We start from the raw sequence: 16,147 nt of genomic DNA on the forward strand, positions 1-16,147 counted from the left end.
CGCGCCGCACTTCTGCTTGTTGCAGTGTTCAGGTGCGGGCGAGGAAGTCGAGGAGCACCTCAGTGGTTTCCTGCGGATGGGTCAGCACACCCGCGTGAGCGGCCCCGGAAAGGGCAACGAACTCGCCCCGTGCAAGCACCTCGGCTGCGGCCTTCCCGGACCGCGCCGGGAAGTACAGATCGTGTTCGAACGCCGCGACCAGCACCGGCTGGTGGATGTCAGCGAGAGCGGACATGCGGTGCTCGTCCCGCAGCCACCGTCCGGAGGCCGCCAGCTGCCCGGCCGCTCCCTCGCGGGAGGCCCATACCGACTCCTGGGCGTCGAGCAACTCCAGCCAGGTGCGCACCTGTTCCTCGTCGTCGCGCAGTACCTCCGGCGGCAGTGAGCTCAGCAGGGTCTGCAGTTTCACGAACGCCGGAGGCAAGTGACCGGCAGCCGCGACCAGTTCGCTCTCCGCCAGCAAGACAGCGTCCAGCACTGCCGTCAGCGGCCCGGCGCCGGCCAGCAGCACCGCGGCACGCACCAGATCCGGACGGGTACGGGCCAGGAGTTCGGTGGTGAAGCTGCCGAGCGAGTAGCCGATGACCGTGACGTCGGTGAGTCGCAGTGCGTCCAGCAGGCCCGCCAGGTCGGCGGCGAGAGCCTCGACCGTGTATGGGCCGGGCGGTGCGTCGGAAGGTGCCACACCACGCGCTGCATAGGTCACCACCTCGAAGCCCGCGTCGGCCAACGCGCCGCGCAGACCGCACAGTTCCCATGCGACCGGCGGCATGCCGGTACCTCCCACCAGGACCACCGGCCGCCCGGCCCCACAACGCTCGTACGCGATCCGCACCCCGCCGACCGACACCGACTCCATGATCGCCCCCGCCCCGGATATCTGATTGGACGTCAGATACCCATCGTGCCACGACGCCGGGCCGAACGGTCAGCGGGTCAGCGGACCTTGACGAACACGGGGTTCGAGTAGAACGACAGGTCGTCCCAGGGGCTCTCCTGGCCGTCGGCGAGCGGCTCGGCTTCATCGGTGTTCGTGCCGCGCACGCGGGCTGCGGGCGTAGAGGTCGCCGTCCACGTCACGCAGGGTGTGGCGGATGGCGCACTCCTTCCCCTGCTTCCGCCAGTCGGGCGGGCCGAAGCGCGCAGGAGCATCGGAAGCTTCAAGAGCACCTTGAAGGCGCCCAGACGAACCTCCGCTTCTCGGAGAAACGGATCGCTGACCTCGAGTTCCAACTCCTCGAACGTGATCGCTTCTGAAGGGCAGCTTCATCAGTCAGCCCTCGCGCGGCAAGCCGGGCAGATCAGCTGCGCGTTCTGCCCCACGGTTCTGATCACGGCTGCGAGCGTGCAGCCCTCATCGCCGACACTCGCCTCCAGGCCCGCTGCTCACCTCCAGCAACGGACGGCGGATGGACACGGAGAACACGCCGGGGCGGATCGTGCGGGAGGTCGCTGAGCAGCACGCCGGGCGGACGGGCCGGCGGGCGAGCTGAGTGCCGACGGGGTGGCGCTGTCGCTGTCGCCGTGGAGGACGACGAGCAGGAGCAGGCCGCCGCCGGCACGGAGAAAGTGCACGTCACACGACTGGACCCCTGCTGTGGCGCGGACGGTCCGGCGCATCGAGCGTGGTCTGGGCGGGGCAACGACGCCCCGGCCGAGCTCATAGAACGGATCCCCATGCCCGTCACCGTGAAAGACCACCGGGTACCCCACAAGTCCACCGTCCCCGCGAATAAGGGCAAGGTCGTCGAACTCTTCGTGCGGGAGCGCGACGGCACGCCCCCCGGCCACCCCGACGAGCGCACGGCCGTCCTGATGCTCCACGGCCGGAGCGTTCCTGTACTCGCGGGCTGTGATCTCGATTTCAAGTCGTACAGCTGGGCCGATGCGCTGGCGAAGGCCGGTTACGACGTCTTCATGATGGACCTCCAGGGCTCGGGGCTGTCGCCGCGGCCGGAGATGGACGACCCTCGCAATGTCAATCCCGCCCAGCAGCACCTTCTGAAGCCGAGACCTCCAGGTTTCACGCCGGGCCCGCCGAACTATCCGTTCCAGTTGACCAACTCGAACAGCGACCGGGACGAGCTGAACACCGTCGTGGAGTGGATCATCCGCGAGCGCGGGGTGAAGAAGGTCGCCTTCATCGGCTGGTCCGCGGCCGCGTTCACGATGGGGCCGTACGCGGTCAAGAACCCGGGCAAGGTGTCGAGCCTGTTCCTGCTGGCGCCGATCTTCCCGCCCGAGGGCACGTCGAACGCCCCCAACCCGCTGCCGCAGCCCGGCTTCCCGATGTTCCTGAGCACGAAAGACGGAACCTGGAACGGGTGGACCAACGAGGTGCACTGCGATGGGCAGCGCGAAGACGAGATGCGCGACAAGGTGTGGGACGCGATCATGAAAAGCGATCCGGTGGGCAGCACGTGGGGGCCGGTCGGTGAAGGGCGCAATCGCATCAGAACCTCGTCCGGTGGGGCTGGAACAAGACCACCGCGGCGCAGGGCGGCGTCCTCGGCGGCACCGTGCCGGTCCTCATCGCGTACGGGGAGTACGACAGGCAGGTGAACACGTCGAGCGAGGATCCGGAATTCAACTTCTCGGTCCCCGCGCTCTACAACGCCATCGCCGGCGACCACAAGTTGATGGTCAAGCTGGACTGCGCCGGGCATTCGGTGGTGTGGGAGATGCAGCACAAGAACGTGCACAACCTCTCGAAGCACTGGCTCAAGCACCTGAAGGTCGACGGCAAGACCCAGGGCATCTTCGACATGAACACCAACGGCGACATCAGCCCGGCTCCGTAGTTCCTCGTCGGCCCGGCGGCGGTGCGGCATCACGAGTCCAGTGCCGGGATGCCGCCGTCGGCGATCGTCATGGTCTTGCCGACGGCGGCCTTGGCCCCGGATTCCACCCACGCCTTGCAGCCGTTGCGGTTGCCCGGCAGGGGCCGGCCGGCCACGACGATGAGTCCGGCATCCCGGTAGACGGGGCTGTCCAGGACGGCTCCGACGCCGTGATCACACCAGGCACGCCGAGATCACCACACCCGTGACCAGCGGTTACGGACAAACCTTAGGCGCAGCCCGGCGGTTCGTCCTCGGTCGGTACGAACTGCATCGTGGGCATCCCGGCGGCGTCGAAGTTGGCGGTGTCCGGGCCGATCAGAGTCATGTAGCCGGCGAGCCTCTGGGTGTGCTGCGAAGGCGGCTCACCCTTGACCTGCTCGGGCCCGGGGAACACGGAGTCGAGGACCCACCAACGGCTGCCGAAGTTCACCCACTTGATCCCGCAGTGCGTATAGATGTCGTACGGATAGGGCTTGTGCTGCTTGGGCTTGGCCGGTCCCTCCTGCCACTTGTCCTTCACGACGGTGCGGGCGGGCAGGGTGGGGCCGGTGTACCCCTCGTCCTCCGGATTGCCGGACGAGGACGAGCAGCCGGAGAGCAGCAGCCCGGCACTCAGGAGCACGACGACGGCTTGGCGCGGTACGTTCATGCATCTCAGACGCTGCGGGTACGTGTTCCGTTCGATCACCGCTGTCGTCCTGGTGGCCGAAGGGCAGTGAGTACGGAACCCAGCCCCCAAAAAAAATCCTGCCCCCCCAGGATCGTGTTCCTGGGGGGCGGGCACGGTGCTTGCCCTCTCCCGGCTCCCGGCCCGCGTCCCTATGCGCCCGAAGTGAGACGCACCAGCAGGACGGCGGGCGTGTGTGGCAGCGACACCCGCAGTCCGTCCCCCTCCCAGACCGCCGAGCCGGCTGTCGGCGCGGACGGGTGCAGGATCTCCGTATGGACCTGTCTGCCCTCCATGTGCCGCACCGGCAGATGGAGTTCGGTGTCCCCGTCGCGGCGCCAGACCGAGAGGTAGGACGTACCGTCACCGGGGACCCGCATGCCCAGGGCCAGCCATTCGTCCGTCCAGCCCGGGAGGCCGAGCGGCCAGAACGGCACGGCCTTCGCGAGGTCCCCGCGGATCGACTTGTACACGGCCACCGCGTCCCGTACGAGCCCGAGTTGGCGCTCCGACATCCGGTTCAGGTGGCCCGACAGATGGATGCGCCCGAGCAGCGCCCCGCCCAGGGTGAAGGTGATCAGGTCGTCGTCGAACTCGGGCTGGGGATAGGCCCAGACGGCGCCCTGCTCGGGCGGTACCGCCGTCGGCGCGGCGGCGGCGATCGGCGGGAAGCGCAGTGGGTCCTGCTGGTCGCTGGTGGACTGGAGCTGGGTGACGGCGAGCGTTGCCCCGTCCATCCTCATTCCGCCCGATGCGCAGTTTTCGATCACCAGCCCGGGGTACCGGTCCAGCACCTCGGACAACCAGTCCAGATACGCCTCGGCGTGGCCGAGCAGCCCGGCTCCCGGCGCGAAGTCCCCGGTGGCGCAGGTCCCCGGGTCGACCACGATGTTGTAGTCCAGTTTGAGGTAGCCGACCCCCCAGTCGCCGACGATGCGGTCCACCGTTCTGTCCAGGTGCGCACGGGCGGCGGGGTGTCGCAGATCCAGCTGGTGGCGGCCCTGTTCGGTGATGCGCCGGCCGTCGCGCTGGAAGAAGGCGTCCGGCGGCAGTGAGTCCGCGACGGAACTGCGCACGCCCACGACCTCCGGCTCCAGCCACAGCCCGGGCACCATGCCTCGCTCCCGGATCCGGTCGAGGACCTCGTGGATTCCGCCGCCGGGGAAGCGGCGCGGTGAATACAGCCACTCTCCGACGCTGTCCCACCAGCCCTCGGTGCCGTCGTCGTACCAGCCGGAGTCGATGCAGAAGTACTCCGACCCGGCCTCGGCGGCCGCGTCGATCAGCGGCAGCAGCTTCTCCGTCGTCGGGTCGCCCATCAGCGTGTTCATGTAGTCGTTGAAGACGACCGGCAGCGTGGTGTGGTCCGGGTGCGGGCGGCGGACGGCACGGCGGTACGAGGTCAGGGCGCCGAATGCGTCGTCCAGCCCGGATCCGAGGGCCAGTACGCCGTGCACGGTGGTGAATTCGGAGCCGGGGGCCAGTCGGACGCGCCACTGGTGCTCCGCATCCATGGGTCCGTTCAGCGCCAGACACGTACCGTGGTCGCGCTCGCCCAGATCCCAGCGCCAGCCCGCCGGGGATTCGATCTGCCACAACCAGGCCCGGTCGCCCCCGCGTTCGGTGAGGGCGCCCATCGGAAGGTGCCCGTCAGTGGGCCAACTGCCGCGTCCTGCCAGGGTCAGTGCTGCCCGGCTGTCGTGCTGATGGACGTCGACATGGATGTCGGCGACGGTCTCCCGCAGCGGCTCGGTGTACCAACGGCACTCCGCCAGCCAGTCGTTGCGGGCGCGGTGGACATCGAGGCCGTCGGGGGAAGGCAGGGCGCCGAGCAGGAGGCTGCTGACGGACTGGACGACGAAGGGTTCCTCCGCGTCGTTACGGAGGCGGACACGGGAGCGCAGCACGGGCAGTCCGACGGGTGAGGACAACTCGACGAACGCGGTCAACTCGGTCCCGGGGTCGTGGAGTTCGACGGTCAAGTACGTCCAGCCGCCGCCTTCCTGAGTGGTGTGTCCTCGGTACCGCAGGCGCGAACCGAGGGCCGTGCCGGTGAAGCGCGGGCCGGACCAACCGCTGCCGTGACCGAGGGCAGTGAGTTCCACAAGGTGGAGGGGGGCATCCGAGCCGGGCTCGGACACCGGATCGCCGGGGAGGGCCAGCCGGACCAGCCGCACGACCCCGTCGTCGCCGGTGGCGAACTCCGTCTCCAGCGCCCGGTGGCCCCAAGTGACTTTCTGGTCAGTGTCGTTGGGGGCCGTGCCCGCCGCGTCCGACGTAACGGTCAACGTCTTCCCCTCCCGCTGACCGCCGCTGACGGCGGTCTGAGTCTGCCGCGTGAATTCATGATTACGGTCTCTTGACGAGCCTCATGTGACCGGTCACAATCCTGGCATGAATGTGACCGGTCACACAAGGCGCTCGGTGAGCATCAGGGACGTCGCGACCGCGGCCGGCGTCTCGTACCAGACCGTCTCCCGAGTGATCAACGACCATCCCAGCGTCAAGCCGTCCACCCGGGAGCGGGTGCTCGCCGCCATCGACGAACTGGGGTTCAGGCGCAACTCCACCGCGCTCGCCCTCGCCAGCGGACGCAGCCGCGCCGTGACCGTGCTCACCTCCAACACCACGCACTACGGCTATGCCTCGGTCCTCCAGGGCATCGAGGAGGCGGCGCGGGCCGCCTCCTACACCGTGGGCATCGGGGTTCTCGAATCAGCCGACGGGGCCGGCGAGGCGGAGGTAGCCGCCCAGGTGCAGCGGTCGGCGGACGCCGGCGGCGGTCTGATCGTGATCGCATACGACCCGGCCGGTGTACGGGCCCTGGGTGCGGTGCCCGCCGATCTGCCGGTCGTCGGCGTGGTGGAGACCCCCGCGAGCCCGCCCGGCGACGACCGTCCCTGGGTGTGGGCCGACGACCGCGAGGCCGCCTACAAGGCGACCCGCCATCTGCTCTCCCTCGGCCACAGGACCGTGCACTACGTCGCCATCCCGTCCAGCACCCGGCGCACCAGCGCCCGTACCACCGGCTGGCAGCAGGCGCTCAAGGAGGCCGGGGCGCCGCAACCCCGCCCGCTGCAAGGGAGTTGGGGCCCGGCGGGCGGCCACGCGGCAGGCCTGAAACTCGCAGGGAACCCGGACGTCACCGCGATTCTGTGCGGCAACGACGACCTCGCGCTCGGGGTCATCCGCGCCCTCCACGAGACGGGCCGGGCGATCCCCGGCGACGTCAGCGTGGCCGGGTTCGACGACGCCCCGCACTCCGCCTATCTCACCCCGTCGCTGACGACCGTACGCCTGGACTTCACCGGGCTCGGGCGGTCCGCGTTCGCCCTGCTGCACGGCGTGCTGGAGGAGTCCGCGCAGATCGCCCCGCACCCCGTCTCCGTACCGGAACTGATCGTGCGGGAGAGCTCGGGGCCACCGCCCGGACGTGGGTGAACCCGATCCCGCTCCCCTTGCTTCGCTCCACCCGAACCGCCCGCTCGCACCTCCTCAGCCGGACCGTTTTCCGATCCGCCCACCTGAGCCCGTTCGCGAAAGGCACACCATGAAGAGAAGAGCCCTGCCTGCGCTGGCCTTCATATGCGCCGCCGCTCTGTCCGCCACCGCGTGCAGCGACCCCACCGCCGGCGACTCCGGTTCCTCCTCCGACTCGGGCGGCAAGCAGACGAAGGTCGACCCGACCGCGCGCCTGGACGGCGTGAAGTTGACCATGTGGACCGCGCAGAACACCATCAACGCGCCGAAGCAGGTCATCGACGCCTTCGAGAAGGCCACCGGCGCCAAGGTCGAGGCACAGGCCATCCCCGACCCGTACGAGCAGAACGTGCCGACCAAGCTCGCCTCCGGCGACAAGCCGGACCTCATGTTCTGGCAGCCGTCCATCTCCACGCTTCCCTTCATCCAGCCGAAGCAGAACCTCCTCACCCTCGACGGGGAGGAGTGGGTGTCGAAGCTGGGCGACACCGAGAAGTCGCTCGGCATGATCGACGGCAAGCGGTATGCGGCGATCGTCACCAGCCCCTCCATGCTCGGCGTCTACTACAACAAGGACGTGTTCAAGAAGGCCGGGCTCACCGAGAAGGACTTCCCCAAGTCGTACGACGAGCTGCTGGCACTCGGCGGCACCGTCACGGACAAGACCGACGCGGCCGGCTTCTACGAGGCAGGCGGCGACAAGTGGCCGCTGCAGTGGCAGACGCAGGTCCAGCTCACCGACCTCGACAAGCAGTGGTGGGCCGACCTCAACCAGAACAAGGAGAAGTGGACCGACCCGGTCGTCGTCGGCGCCATCAAGAAGTACAAGGAGAAGCTGCTCGACGCCGGTCTCGCGCAGAAGAACTACAAGACCGGCACCTTCACCGGGCAGGCCGACTCCCTCTGGAAGGGCGAGTCCGGCATGGTCCTCAACGTCACCTCCTTCCAGAGCCAGTTGCAGGCCAAGTACTCCACGGCCGAGATCGACAAGAAGATCGGCTGGTTCCCGATCGCCAACTCCTCCGCGACCGGGATGTACTCCCCCGACCAGACCAACGGCGTGGTCGCGTTCAAGACGGGTGACGAGAAGCGGCAGAACGCCGCCCGCCAGTTCATGGCCTTCTGGCTCGGGCCGGACTACCCCGACTACATCAAGGCGATGAAGATCCCCTCCGTGCAGCCGTCCGTACCGACCCCCGACGGCCTTCCCCAGGCGTCGAAGGACCAGGTCGCCGCGCTGCCCACGGCCATCGGTGTCTTCCAGGCCAAGGCGATCGTCGCGCCCGACACCCACCTGTACCTCGCCGACATGCTCTACGGGAAGAAGAGCCCGCAGCAGGTCGCGCAGGCGATCCAGGACCAGTTCGCGCAAGTGGCCAAGGCCCAGGGCGCGACCGGCTTCTAGCCCGATAGCGCGACCGACCCGAACCCGACCGACCCGACGGGCAAGGATTTCCCGATGGCGGACACGGCCATACGCACGCGTACGCAGAAACCGGCGCCCGCCAAGGGCCGGGGAAGGAAGGTGGGACGGCTGCCCCGCGCCGCCGTCCACCACCCCTGGTGGTTCGCGCTCCCCGCGATCGCCGTCTTCGCGGCCTTCTTCCTGGTGCCGAACCTGCTCAACTTCTACTACCCGTTCACCAATTGGTCCTCGTACCACCCGGACATCGCCTTCACCGGCCTCGACAACTTCAAGACCATCGCCGACGACGGCTCACTTCTGCGGGCGATCCGTACGACCCTGGTGTACGCCCTGCTGGCGGCGGTCTTCCAGAACGGCTTCGGGCTGGTGCTGGCGCTGCTGCTGGAGGCGGACTCCCGGTTCAACCGGTTCTTCCGCGCCGTCTTCTTCCTGCCGGTGCTCATCTCGGCGCTCGCCACCGGCTACGTCTTCCAGGCGCTGCTGAACCAGGACGGCGCCGTCAACGGACTCCTCGGCACCAACATCCCCTGGCTCGGCTCGACGACCTGGACACTGGTCCTGGTCACCGTCATCCACGGCTGGAAGTGGATGGGGCTGTCCATGCTGATCTATCTGGCCGGCCTCAAGGGCATCCCCGGCGAGATGCTGGAGGCCGCGAGGTGCGACGGCGCAGGGCCGTGGCGGACCTTCTGGTCGGTGCGCTGGCCGATGCTGGCACCCGCTCTCACCTTCAACGTCACCACGGCGCTGATCGGTTCGATGAACACCTTCGACATCGTGCAGGCCACGACGGGCGGCGGGCCCGCGGCCTCCACGGAGGTCTTCAACATCTACATGTTCCGCATCTTCGGACAGGGCCTGTACGCCCAGGCCTCCGCGATGAGCCTCGTCCTCTTCCTGGTCGTGGTCGCCGTCGCGATCCCCCTCGTCATCGGACTGCGCCGAAGGGAGCAACTGCTGTGAGCACCCACGCGAATACCCCGTCCGCCGCGCTTCCCGTATCCGCTGTGCGTCGCGCGTCCGGCGTGCATCCCGCCTGGCGTTACGGCCGTCCGGCGCTCGTCCTGCTGATCGCCGGGCTCGCCGTGGGCGTACCGCTGTGGCTGGTCGCCGTCACCTCCGCCAAGCCGCAGGCCGAAGCGATCACGCCCAACCTGGACCTGCCGGGGCAGTGGCAGCCGGGCAGCAACTACGAGGACGCCGTCAGCCAGGGCGAGATGCTGCGCGGCTTCCTCAACTCCCTGCTGGTCGTGGTGCCTTCGGTCGCCCTCGTACTGATCCTCGGGGCGGGCGCCGCCTGGGTCTTCGCGCGCCGCAAGTCGAAGCTTGTCTCGGCGGCGTACGCGCTCTGCATCAGCGGGCTGCTGCTGCCACCGGCCGTCATCACGATCGTCATGGAGCTGCGTCAGCTCGGCCTCGCGGGCACCCGGCCGGGAATGATCGCCGTCTACACCGGGATGTACCTCTCGACGTCGATCTTCTTCATGACCGGCTTCATCCGGGCCATCCCCGTGGAGCTGGAGGAGGCCGCGCGGATGGACGGCGCGACGCCTCTGCGGATCTTCCGGCAGATCATCCTGCCGCTGCTCAGGCCGGTCATCGCCACCGCGACGATCATGGTCATGCTCTACGCCTGGAGCGACATCTTCTACGCCTTCTTCGTCCTCGGCGGCGGAGAGAAGGCGACCCTGCCACTCAACCTCTACAAGGTCGCCAGCGCCCAGCTCTACCTCAACAACTGGCATCTCGTCTTCGCGTACGTCGTGGTGATGAGCCTGCCGATGGTCGCCATCTTCCTGGTGGCCCAGCGAAAGATCGTGTCCGGAATCACCAGTGGAGCCGTCAAATGACTGGAGGTCCAACAGCGTGAGCACCCCCACCCGTACGAGATCCCGCACCGGGTCCCGTACCAGAACCGCCCTTGTCGCAGCCGTACTTGGAGTCACCGCCATGGCAGGCACCCTCCCCGCGGCGGGGGCCGCGACCGCCGCAGCCGACCCGCAGCGCGTCACCGTCGACCTCGCCGCCTCCGAAGGCCCGGTGATGCACGGCGCCAACGGCACCCTGTACGGGCTCAGCGACGACGGCGTGCCCAGCGACGCCGCGCTGGCACCATTGAAGATCACCAGCGTCTCGCAGAAGCCGGAGGGCGGCGCCCAGCATCCCAACGGCGACGCGCTCACCGTCTCCAAGTCGTTCTTCCGCAACGGCGGCGGCGAGGTCCTGGTGATGATGCAGGACATCTACGCCAAGTGGCCGTACGAGGACCTCGGCATCGACGACTACCTCCCCAAGGTCGACAAGATCGTCAGCGAGGTGTCCGCCGACCCGAACAGCGACCGCTTCGTCTACATCCCGTTCAACGAGCCCGACCAGATCTGGTACAACCTCGGCACCTCCAACCAGGCGCAGTACGAGATCAACCGCGACCGGTTCTTCAAGGACTGGAAGACGGTCTACCAGCGGATCCGCGCGATCGACCCCGACGCCAGGATCGCCGGCCCGAACGAATCCGGCTATCACACACGCCTGTTGACCGACTTCCTCACCTTTGCCAAGCGGGAGAACGTCCTTCCCCAGATCATGACCTGGCACGAGCTGGACTCCAGCTCTCTGCGCAACTTCCAGGGGAACTACGACAGTTACCGCGCGATCGAGAAAAACCTCGGCATCGCGCCGCTGAAGATCAACATCGACGAGTACGCCAACCGGCGCGACCTCTCCGTGCCCGGGCAACTCGCCCAGTGGGTCTCGATGTTCGAGCGGAACAAGGTGTACGCCAACCAGGCCTACTGGGACGCGGCGGGCAACCTCGACGGCAACGTGGTGCGTTCCAACATCCCCAACGGTGGCTGGTGGTTCTTCCGTTGGTACGCCGGACTGACCGGCAACACCGTCAAGGTGACCCCGCCGCAGGCCAACACCATCGACACCCTCCAGGGGCTGGCCTCGTACGACAAGAAGCGGCGCCAGGCGCAGGTCCTGCTCGGCGGCTCGGCCGGTGACTCCGACGTCGTCGTCCAGAACGTCTCCCGGTCCGTCTTCGGCCGCACGGTCACCGCGACCGTCGCCGAGTCCGCATGGTCCGGCTACGAGGGTCAGCACGCGGCGCCGCGTGTCCTCACCCGTACGAAGGTCGAGGTCGCGGACGACGGTTCGGTGACCGTCCCGCTGCGCGGCATGCACAAGATGTCCGCCTACCGGATCGCCCTCACCCCCGGCGGCTCGGGCACCCCATCCACCGCTTCCGTCCCCTGGTCCGCTTCGTACGAGGCCGAGGACGCGGCCATCACCGGCGGCCAGGTCTACACCCAGGGCACGGTCAGCAACGCCAACGGCTACGCGGCCTCCGGGACGAAGGACGTCGGCTCACTCAACACCGCTTCCAGCAAGGTCGACTTCACGGTGGACGTGCCCGCGGCCGGCACCTACGACCTGGCGATCCTGTACGGCAACCAGTCCGGGACACCCGCCACGCAGAAGCTCTCGATCGACGGCGGGGATCCGGCCACGGTCTCCTATCCCTCCACCGAGAACTGGACCTACCGCGCCAAGAAGGACGTCGGCGTCGAACTCCCCGCCGGCCGACATGTGTTGACACTGGCCAAGGGCGACGCCGAGGTCACCCTCGACCGCATCGACCTGACCGCCCGTACCGGCGCCGCGCCTTCCGCGTCGTACGAGGCCACGCTGGCGGACATCAGCGGGAAGCCGTCGTACGACTACTCCTCGTCGGCCGGGGTCGGCACGGGTGCCCTGGTCCTGCGCTCCGGTGACAAGGCGGTCTTCGACGCCTACGCACCGCGCGACGGCTACTACACCGTGGTGTCGCGCGCCAACGCGGCGGTGAAGCTGGAGCTGCACGGTGAGAAGGTGACGGCGGCACCCGGCCGGGCCCTGCGGCTGTACCTCGTGGCGGGCAACAACCGCATCGCGATGACGGCCAAGGGCGCATCCGTCCGCTCCCTCGACGTCTCGGGCACCGGCTCGACGTCGGGCACCCTCTCCTACGAGGGCGCCTCGGCCACTCTCGCGGGCGGCGCCAAGCTCGTCGACTCCGCCCACGCCTCCGCCGGTTCCTACGTCGGCTGGCTCGGCAACAGCGCCTCCAGCACCGCCGAGTTCACGGTGGACGCGCCCAAGTCCGGCCGCCACATGCTCGTCGTCCACTACGCGCACAACGACCGGCGCGACAACGGCCACGCCTACAACACCGACATCATGTCCCGTACGGCGGACATCACGGTGGGCAGCGCCGCCCCCCGGAAGGTCACCTTCAAGAACACCTGGAGCTGGGACGACTACTGGACCGTGGGCGTCCCCGTCGACCTGAAGAAGGGCTCCAACAAGGTGACGTTCGGGAACGCGAGCGCATGGGCTCCCAACATCGACCGGATCGAACTGGGCCGAGTCGTCGGCTAGTCGGCCGACTCCACCCTGACGGCCGCCTTGTACTCGGGCTGGGCCGGATCTCGTCGGAGATCCGGCCCAGCGACACGACCCGAGCCGCGAGCCTGGAGAGTGCAGGGCGGGCCACCCATCATGGCGCCCGCGGCGGGCGCCCGCGGCACTGATCAGCCGGCTGTACTGACTGAGCACGTTGACGGAGGCCACGGACAGCTCTGGACGTCGTTGCGTTTGGCGTGGCGTTTGGCGGAATCGGTAGTCTCTGATCATGGAGAACCCGGTTGAGACCGCTTGCCGTATCTGCGGGTTGGATGACGGAGAGGTGCTCTACGAGCGCGGGCTCCCTCGGTACGTCATCTGCGAGTGCTGCTTCAACGAGTCCGGCATCGGTGATGACACCGTGACGCAGGTCCGTGAGTTGCGCGGTTACTGGGTCGGTCACGGTGCCCAGTGGCACAAGCCGCAGTTGAGGCCGGCCGACTGGGATCTGCTGAGCCAACTGTCCAACATCCCGCCGGAATGGCGCTGACCCGGGCGGCCGCCCGTCGCTTCACTCGGTGAGGCGGCAGTAGCAGACAGGGGTTGCTGCCGCCCCGGACCGCCAGGGGCTGTCCGCATGGACCAGTCCGCGCCGGTGCTATTTCGGTGCGAAGTCCGTGGGGTCGGTGAGGGGTGTGTCCTCGGCGGGCACCGGTTCGTCCAGGACGGGTTCGCGCAAGAAGGCGGAGAGCAGCATCGCGAGCACCGGCACGGTGGCGAGTACCGCGAGTGCGCCTCGGGGACCGTAGTGGGTTGCGATGACGCCCAGCAGCGGCATGAACAGTCCGCCGGCGCTCACCGCGAGGCCGAGAGTGACGCCGGCAGCGGTCCCGGGCCGGCTGGGCAGGTAGTCCTGGCCGAGCTTGATGAGGACGGCGAACGGGATGTTCGAGATCAGGCCGACCAGCAGCGCGAGTGGCAGCGCGACGTATTTGTCGTCGCAGATCAGCATGAGCCACAGGGCGGGCAGCATGGCCGCGTTGCCGATCTGCACGGTGCGCACCATGCCGATGCGGTCTGCCAGCCGCCCGCCGAGCAGCGTGCCGGCCACACCGCCGCCGAGTTCGAGTGTCAGGGCGAGACCACCGAGGCCGCTGCTCGCTTCCAGGTGGCGGATCCAGTACAGCGAGATGAAGGTGTTCAGTCCGGTCGAGATGGTGGACCGCACGACCTCGACGGCGGTCAGGGCCGCGAACCGGCCTGGCCGGTCCTTGCCCTGGCGCCGCACTTTCGTGACCGCCGTATCGGACGTGCGGTTGTGGTGGCGCAGCAGGACGAAGCCCATGAGGACGGCGGGCGGGATGAACAGCGCGGTCGCGCCCATGCCGAGGTTGTCCAGGGCCGGTGTGACCAGCGCCGGGGCGACGAAGAACCCCACGCTGCCGCCTGCGGCGAAGTAGCTCATCGCTGTGGCACTGCCCCCGGCCGCGCGGCGCGCATCGCGCCCCGCGGGCGGATGGAACATTGCGATCCCGAGACCCGCCATCAGCAGGAGGGCGAACACCAGCGGGTAGGAGGGTGTCAGTCCGGACAGGCCCGCCCCGATACCCGCCAGTCCGACCCCCAGCGGCGACATCCATCGCAGCCGGAACCGGTCGGCGAGCAGTCCGATCGGCACCTGCGGCAGTGCGCTGCCGAGCGTCGCGGCAAGTGCCAGCCCCGAAGCCTGCACGTAACTGAAGTCGCGCTGCAGCACGAAGTAGGGGACCGCGGCGGGTACGAGGCCCTGGTAGAAGTCGTCGACGGCATGGGCGCCGGCCCAGATCCGCATCCGACGCCAGTGCCCGGGTGGGCCACCCGCCTCAGGGGGAGTACTTGTTTCCTGGATCGTTGTCACACACTCACGATGGACAGGAACACCCCGGGCGCGCTTCCCGTATTCTGCCTGTCCATGTCGCAGATCCGCCACGAGCCCGTCGCACCGACCACTACACGGTTCCTCGGCGGCGGTGAGACCATCGACCGGCACCGCCACGACGACCACCAGCTGATCTACGTCAGCTCGGGTGTGCTTGCCATCACCACGGAACACGGCTCCTGGGTCGCCTCCAACGACCGTGCCGTGTGGATTCCGGCGAACACCTGGCACGAACACCGCTTCTACGGCCGGAGTCGCTTCCACACCGTCGGCTTCCCCGCCGACGGCAGGACGCCCCTGCTCGACGCCGAACGCCCCACGGTCATCGCCGTCGACACGCTGGTACGCGAATTGCTCATCGCGCTCACCAGCGCCACCCTCACGCAGACCGAGACCCGGCACATCGAAGCAGTGCTGCGCGACCGGCTACGCCGCGTGACAGCCCAGCCCGTCGCCCTGCCCGCACCCCGCGACCAACGACTGGCCGACGCCTGCCGCCTCGTCGAAGAAGACCTGTACCGGCCCTGCACCCTCGCCCAGCTCGCCGACCGCGTGCACACCAGCGAGCGCACCCTGTCCCGCCTCTACCGCGACGAGTTCGGCATGACCTTCCCTCAGTGGCGCACCCGTGTCCGGATCTTCACCGCGATGATCATGCTCGCCGAGGGCGCCACCGTCACTGACACCGCCCACGCCTGCGGATGGGCGACAACCAGCGCCTTCGTCCAGACCTTCGCCCTGGCGGTAGGCATGACCCCCGGTAACTACCGCGCGGGCATGGACAAACCACAGCAGGAATGACGGCCGAAGCGGCGCACCAAGAGCAACGACTACTTTGCCGATCCGGGGTTTTCCTGCTTGGACGCATTGAAGCGCGCCTTCTTCTGGCGATTCCCGCACGTGTTCATGTCACACCATCTGCGGGTGCGACTTTGGCTGGTGTCGAAGAAGGCCGCCTGGCAGGTTGGCGATGCGCACAAGGCCAATTTTCCGTCGCGTTCGCCTGCGATGACGCTGATCGCGTCGGCGGCGATGACGCCCAGGGCGTCCTCCACGGAGGAAGCCGAGCCAAGTCGCCATTGCCGATTGCCCTCGGGCGACAAGATGGCCGCGGCCCGGCCCTCAATGCTGCAGTCATTGATGACCTGGACAGCGGACACAGGCAGAGGGTCTCGGCGCGCGGCCGCTGTCGCGGCGGCGTGAATTGATTCCCTCAGCTGCCAAGCGCGTTCGAGCTGGGCGGTGGTGCAGGACTCCACGGCGAGGCCACTCACCACCAGCCAGTCGACGAGTCGGTTCGGCGTGGGGATGCGCTCCACGGCGTCGCCACGGCGCTCCGACAGGGTCCCCGTGAAGCTGGTCGCCAGCACCTTGCCGAGTCTGAAGTCAGGGAACCGAGCACTCATGGAACCACCTTAGCCGGTTGC

At 68.3% G+C, this 16,147-nt stretch carries 12 protein-coding genes and 2 pseudogenes; 8 read left to right on the forward strand and 6 right to left on the reverse strand.

All coding sequences use genetic code 11. The features are described 5' to 3' along the window. Positions 1-28: 28 nt before the first annotated feature. Complete coding sequence (locus ACIBEI_RS06460) at positions 29-859, reverse strand: alpha/beta fold hydrolase (protein ID WP_398885669.1); 831 nt, start codon at positions 857-859, stop codon at positions 29-31. A gap of 899 nt (positions 860-1,758) precedes the next feature. On the opposite strand from ACIBEI_RS06460, the pseudogene ACIBEI_RS06465 reads away from it, so the two are divergent. Next, positions 1,759-2,801 (forward strand): annotated as a pseudogene (locus ACIBEI_RS06465) (alpha/beta fold hydrolase). 11 nt (positions 2,802-2,812) lie between these two features. Here the strand turns inward: ACIBEI_RS06465 and ACIBEI_RS06470 are convergent. The 3 genes and pseudogenes from ACIBEI_RS06470 to ACIBEI_RS06480 form a co-directional block, all read right to left on the reverse strand. Further along, positions 2,813-2,974 (reverse strand): annotated as a pseudogene (locus tag ACIBEI_RS06470) (IS5/IS1182 family transposase); the annotation flags it as partial. Positions 2,975-3,069: 95 nt separating this feature from the next. Next, positions 3,070-3,492, reverse strand: a complete 423-nt coding sequence (locus ACIBEI_RS06475) for a hypothetical protein (protein WP_398885671.1) — start codon at positions 3,490-3,492, stop codon at positions 3,070-3,072. A gap of 170 nt (positions 3,493-3,662) precedes the next feature. After that, entirely contained in the window at positions 3,663-5,798 is a 2,136-nt protein-coding gene (locus ACIBEI_RS06480) for a glycoside hydrolase family 36 protein (protein WP_398885673.1), read from the reverse strand. Positions 5,799-5,904: 106 nt separating this feature from the next. On the opposite strand from ACIBEI_RS06480, the gene ACIBEI_RS06485 reads away from it, so the two are divergent. The 6 genes from ACIBEI_RS06485 to ACIBEI_RS06510 all read left to right on the forward strand — a co-directional run bounded on the left by ACIBEI_RS06485 (position 5,905) and on the right by ACIBEI_RS06510 (position 13,352). Next, the gene (locus ACIBEI_RS06485; protein ID WP_398885675.1) at positions 5,905-6,951 is read left to right on the forward strand and encodes a LacI family DNA-binding transcriptional regulator; all 1,047 of its coding nucleotides are present in this window, start codon (positions 5,905-5,907) and stop codon (positions 6,949-6,951) included. 109 nt (positions 6,952-7,060) lie between these two features. Beyond that, entirely contained in the window at positions 7,061-8,395 is a 1,335-nt protein-coding gene (locus ACIBEI_RS06490) for an ABC transporter substrate-binding protein (protein WP_398885677.1), read from the forward strand. A gap of 54 nt (positions 8,396-8,449) precedes the next feature. Then, complete coding sequence (locus ACIBEI_RS06495; RefSeq protein ID WP_398885680.1) at positions 8,450-9,379, forward strand: carbohydrate ABC transporter permease; 930 nt, start codon at positions 8,450-8,452, stop codon at positions 9,377-9,379. Between the two features lie 62 nt (positions 9,380-9,441). Next, positions 9,442-10,266, forward strand: coding sequence for a carbohydrate ABC transporter permease (locus tag ACIBEI_RS06500; protein WP_398886318.1), 825 nt, complete (start codon positions 9,442-9,444; stop codon positions 10,264-10,266). 100 nt (positions 10,267-10,366) lie between these two features. After that, on the forward strand, positions 10,367-12,838 hold the full coding sequence (locus ACIBEI_RS06505; RefSeq protein ID WP_398885682.1) for a CBM35 domain-containing protein: 2,472 nt from the start codon (positions 10,367-10,369) through the stop codon (positions 12,836-12,838). A gap of 253 nt (positions 12,839-13,091) precedes the next feature. Beyond that, entirely contained in the window at positions 13,092-13,352 is a 261-nt protein-coding gene (locus ACIBEI_RS06510; protein WP_398885684.1) for a hypothetical protein, read from the forward strand. Positions 13,353-13,460: 108 nt separating this feature from the next. On the opposite strand, the gene ACIBEI_RS06515 is transcribed toward ACIBEI_RS06510, so the two are convergent. Beyond that, positions 13,461-14,633 carry an MFS transporter gene (locus tag ACIBEI_RS06515; RefSeq protein ID WP_398885686.1) on the reverse strand — a complete coding sequence of 391 codons (1,173 nt, stop codon included), beginning with the start codon at positions 14,631-14,633 and terminating at the stop codon, positions 13,461-13,463. A 120-nt stretch (positions 14,634-14,753) separates the two neighbouring features. Here ACIBEI_RS06515 and ACIBEI_RS06520 point away from each other — a divergent pair, with 120 nt between their 5' ends. Continuing rightward, on the forward strand, positions 14,754-15,521 hold the full coding sequence (locus tag ACIBEI_RS06520; RefSeq protein WP_398886319.1) for an AraC family transcriptional regulator: 768 nt from the start codon (positions 14,754-14,756) through the stop codon (positions 15,519-15,521). A gap of 29 nt (positions 15,522-15,550) precedes the next feature. Here ACIBEI_RS06520 and ACIBEI_RS06525 read toward each other — a convergent pair whose 3' ends face one another. Continuing rightward, complete coding sequence (locus ACIBEI_RS06525) at positions 15,551-16,126, reverse strand: CGNR zinc finger domain-containing protein (protein ID WP_398885688.1); 576 nt, start codon at positions 16,124-16,126, stop codon at positions 15,551-15,553. Between the last annotated feature and the right edge of the window lie 21 nt (positions 16,127-16,147).

This window comes from Streptomyces sp. NPDC050988 (assembly GCF_044456225.1).
Taxonomy (GTDB): Bacteria; Actinomycetota; Actinomycetes; order Streptomycetales; family Streptomycetaceae; genus Streptomyces.

Bases quoted from the DNA above. Each gene is read 5' to 3' on its own strand.
- ACIBEI_RS06475 (WP_398885671.1), bottom strand. From the start codon at position 3,492: ATGAACGTACCGCGCCAAGCCGTCGTCGTGCTCCTGAGTGCCGGGCTG.
- ACIBEI_RS06520 (WP_398886319.1), top strand. From the start codon at position 14,754: ATGTCGCAGATCCGCCACGAGCCCGTCGCACCGACCACTACACGGTTC.
- ACIBEI_RS06460 (WP_398885669.1), bottom strand. From the start codon at position 859: ATGGAGTCGGTGTCGGTCGGCGGGGTGCGGATCGCGTACGAGCGTTGT.
- ACIBEI_RS06490 (WP_398885677.1), top strand. From the start codon at position 7,061: ATGAAGAGAAGAGCCCTGCCTGCGCTGGCCTTCATATGCGCCGCCGCT.
- ACIBEI_RS06505 (WP_398885682.1), top strand. From the start codon at position 10,367: ATGGCAGGCACCCTCCCCGCGGCGGGGGCCGCGACCGCCGCAGCCGAC.
- ACIBEI_RS06525 (WP_398885688.1), bottom strand. From the start codon at position 16,126: ATGAGTGCTCGGTTCCCTGACTTCAGACTCGGCAAGGTGCTGGCGACC.
- ACIBEI_RS06515 (WP_398885686.1), bottom strand. From the start codon at position 14,633: ATGCGGATCTGGGCCGGCGCCCATGCCGTCGACGACTTCTACCAGGGC.
- ACIBEI_RS06495 (WP_398885680.1), top strand. From the start codon at position 8,450: ATGGCGGACACGGCCATACGCACGCGTACGCAGAAACCGGCGCCCGCC.
- ACIBEI_RS06510 (WP_398885684.1), top strand. From the start codon at position 13,092: ATGGAGAACCCGGTTGAGACCGCTTGCCGTATCTGCGGGTTGGATGAC.
- ACIBEI_RS06485 (WP_398885675.1), top strand. From the start codon at position 5,905: ATGAATGTGACCGGTCACACAAGGCGCTCGGTGAGCATCAGGGACGTC.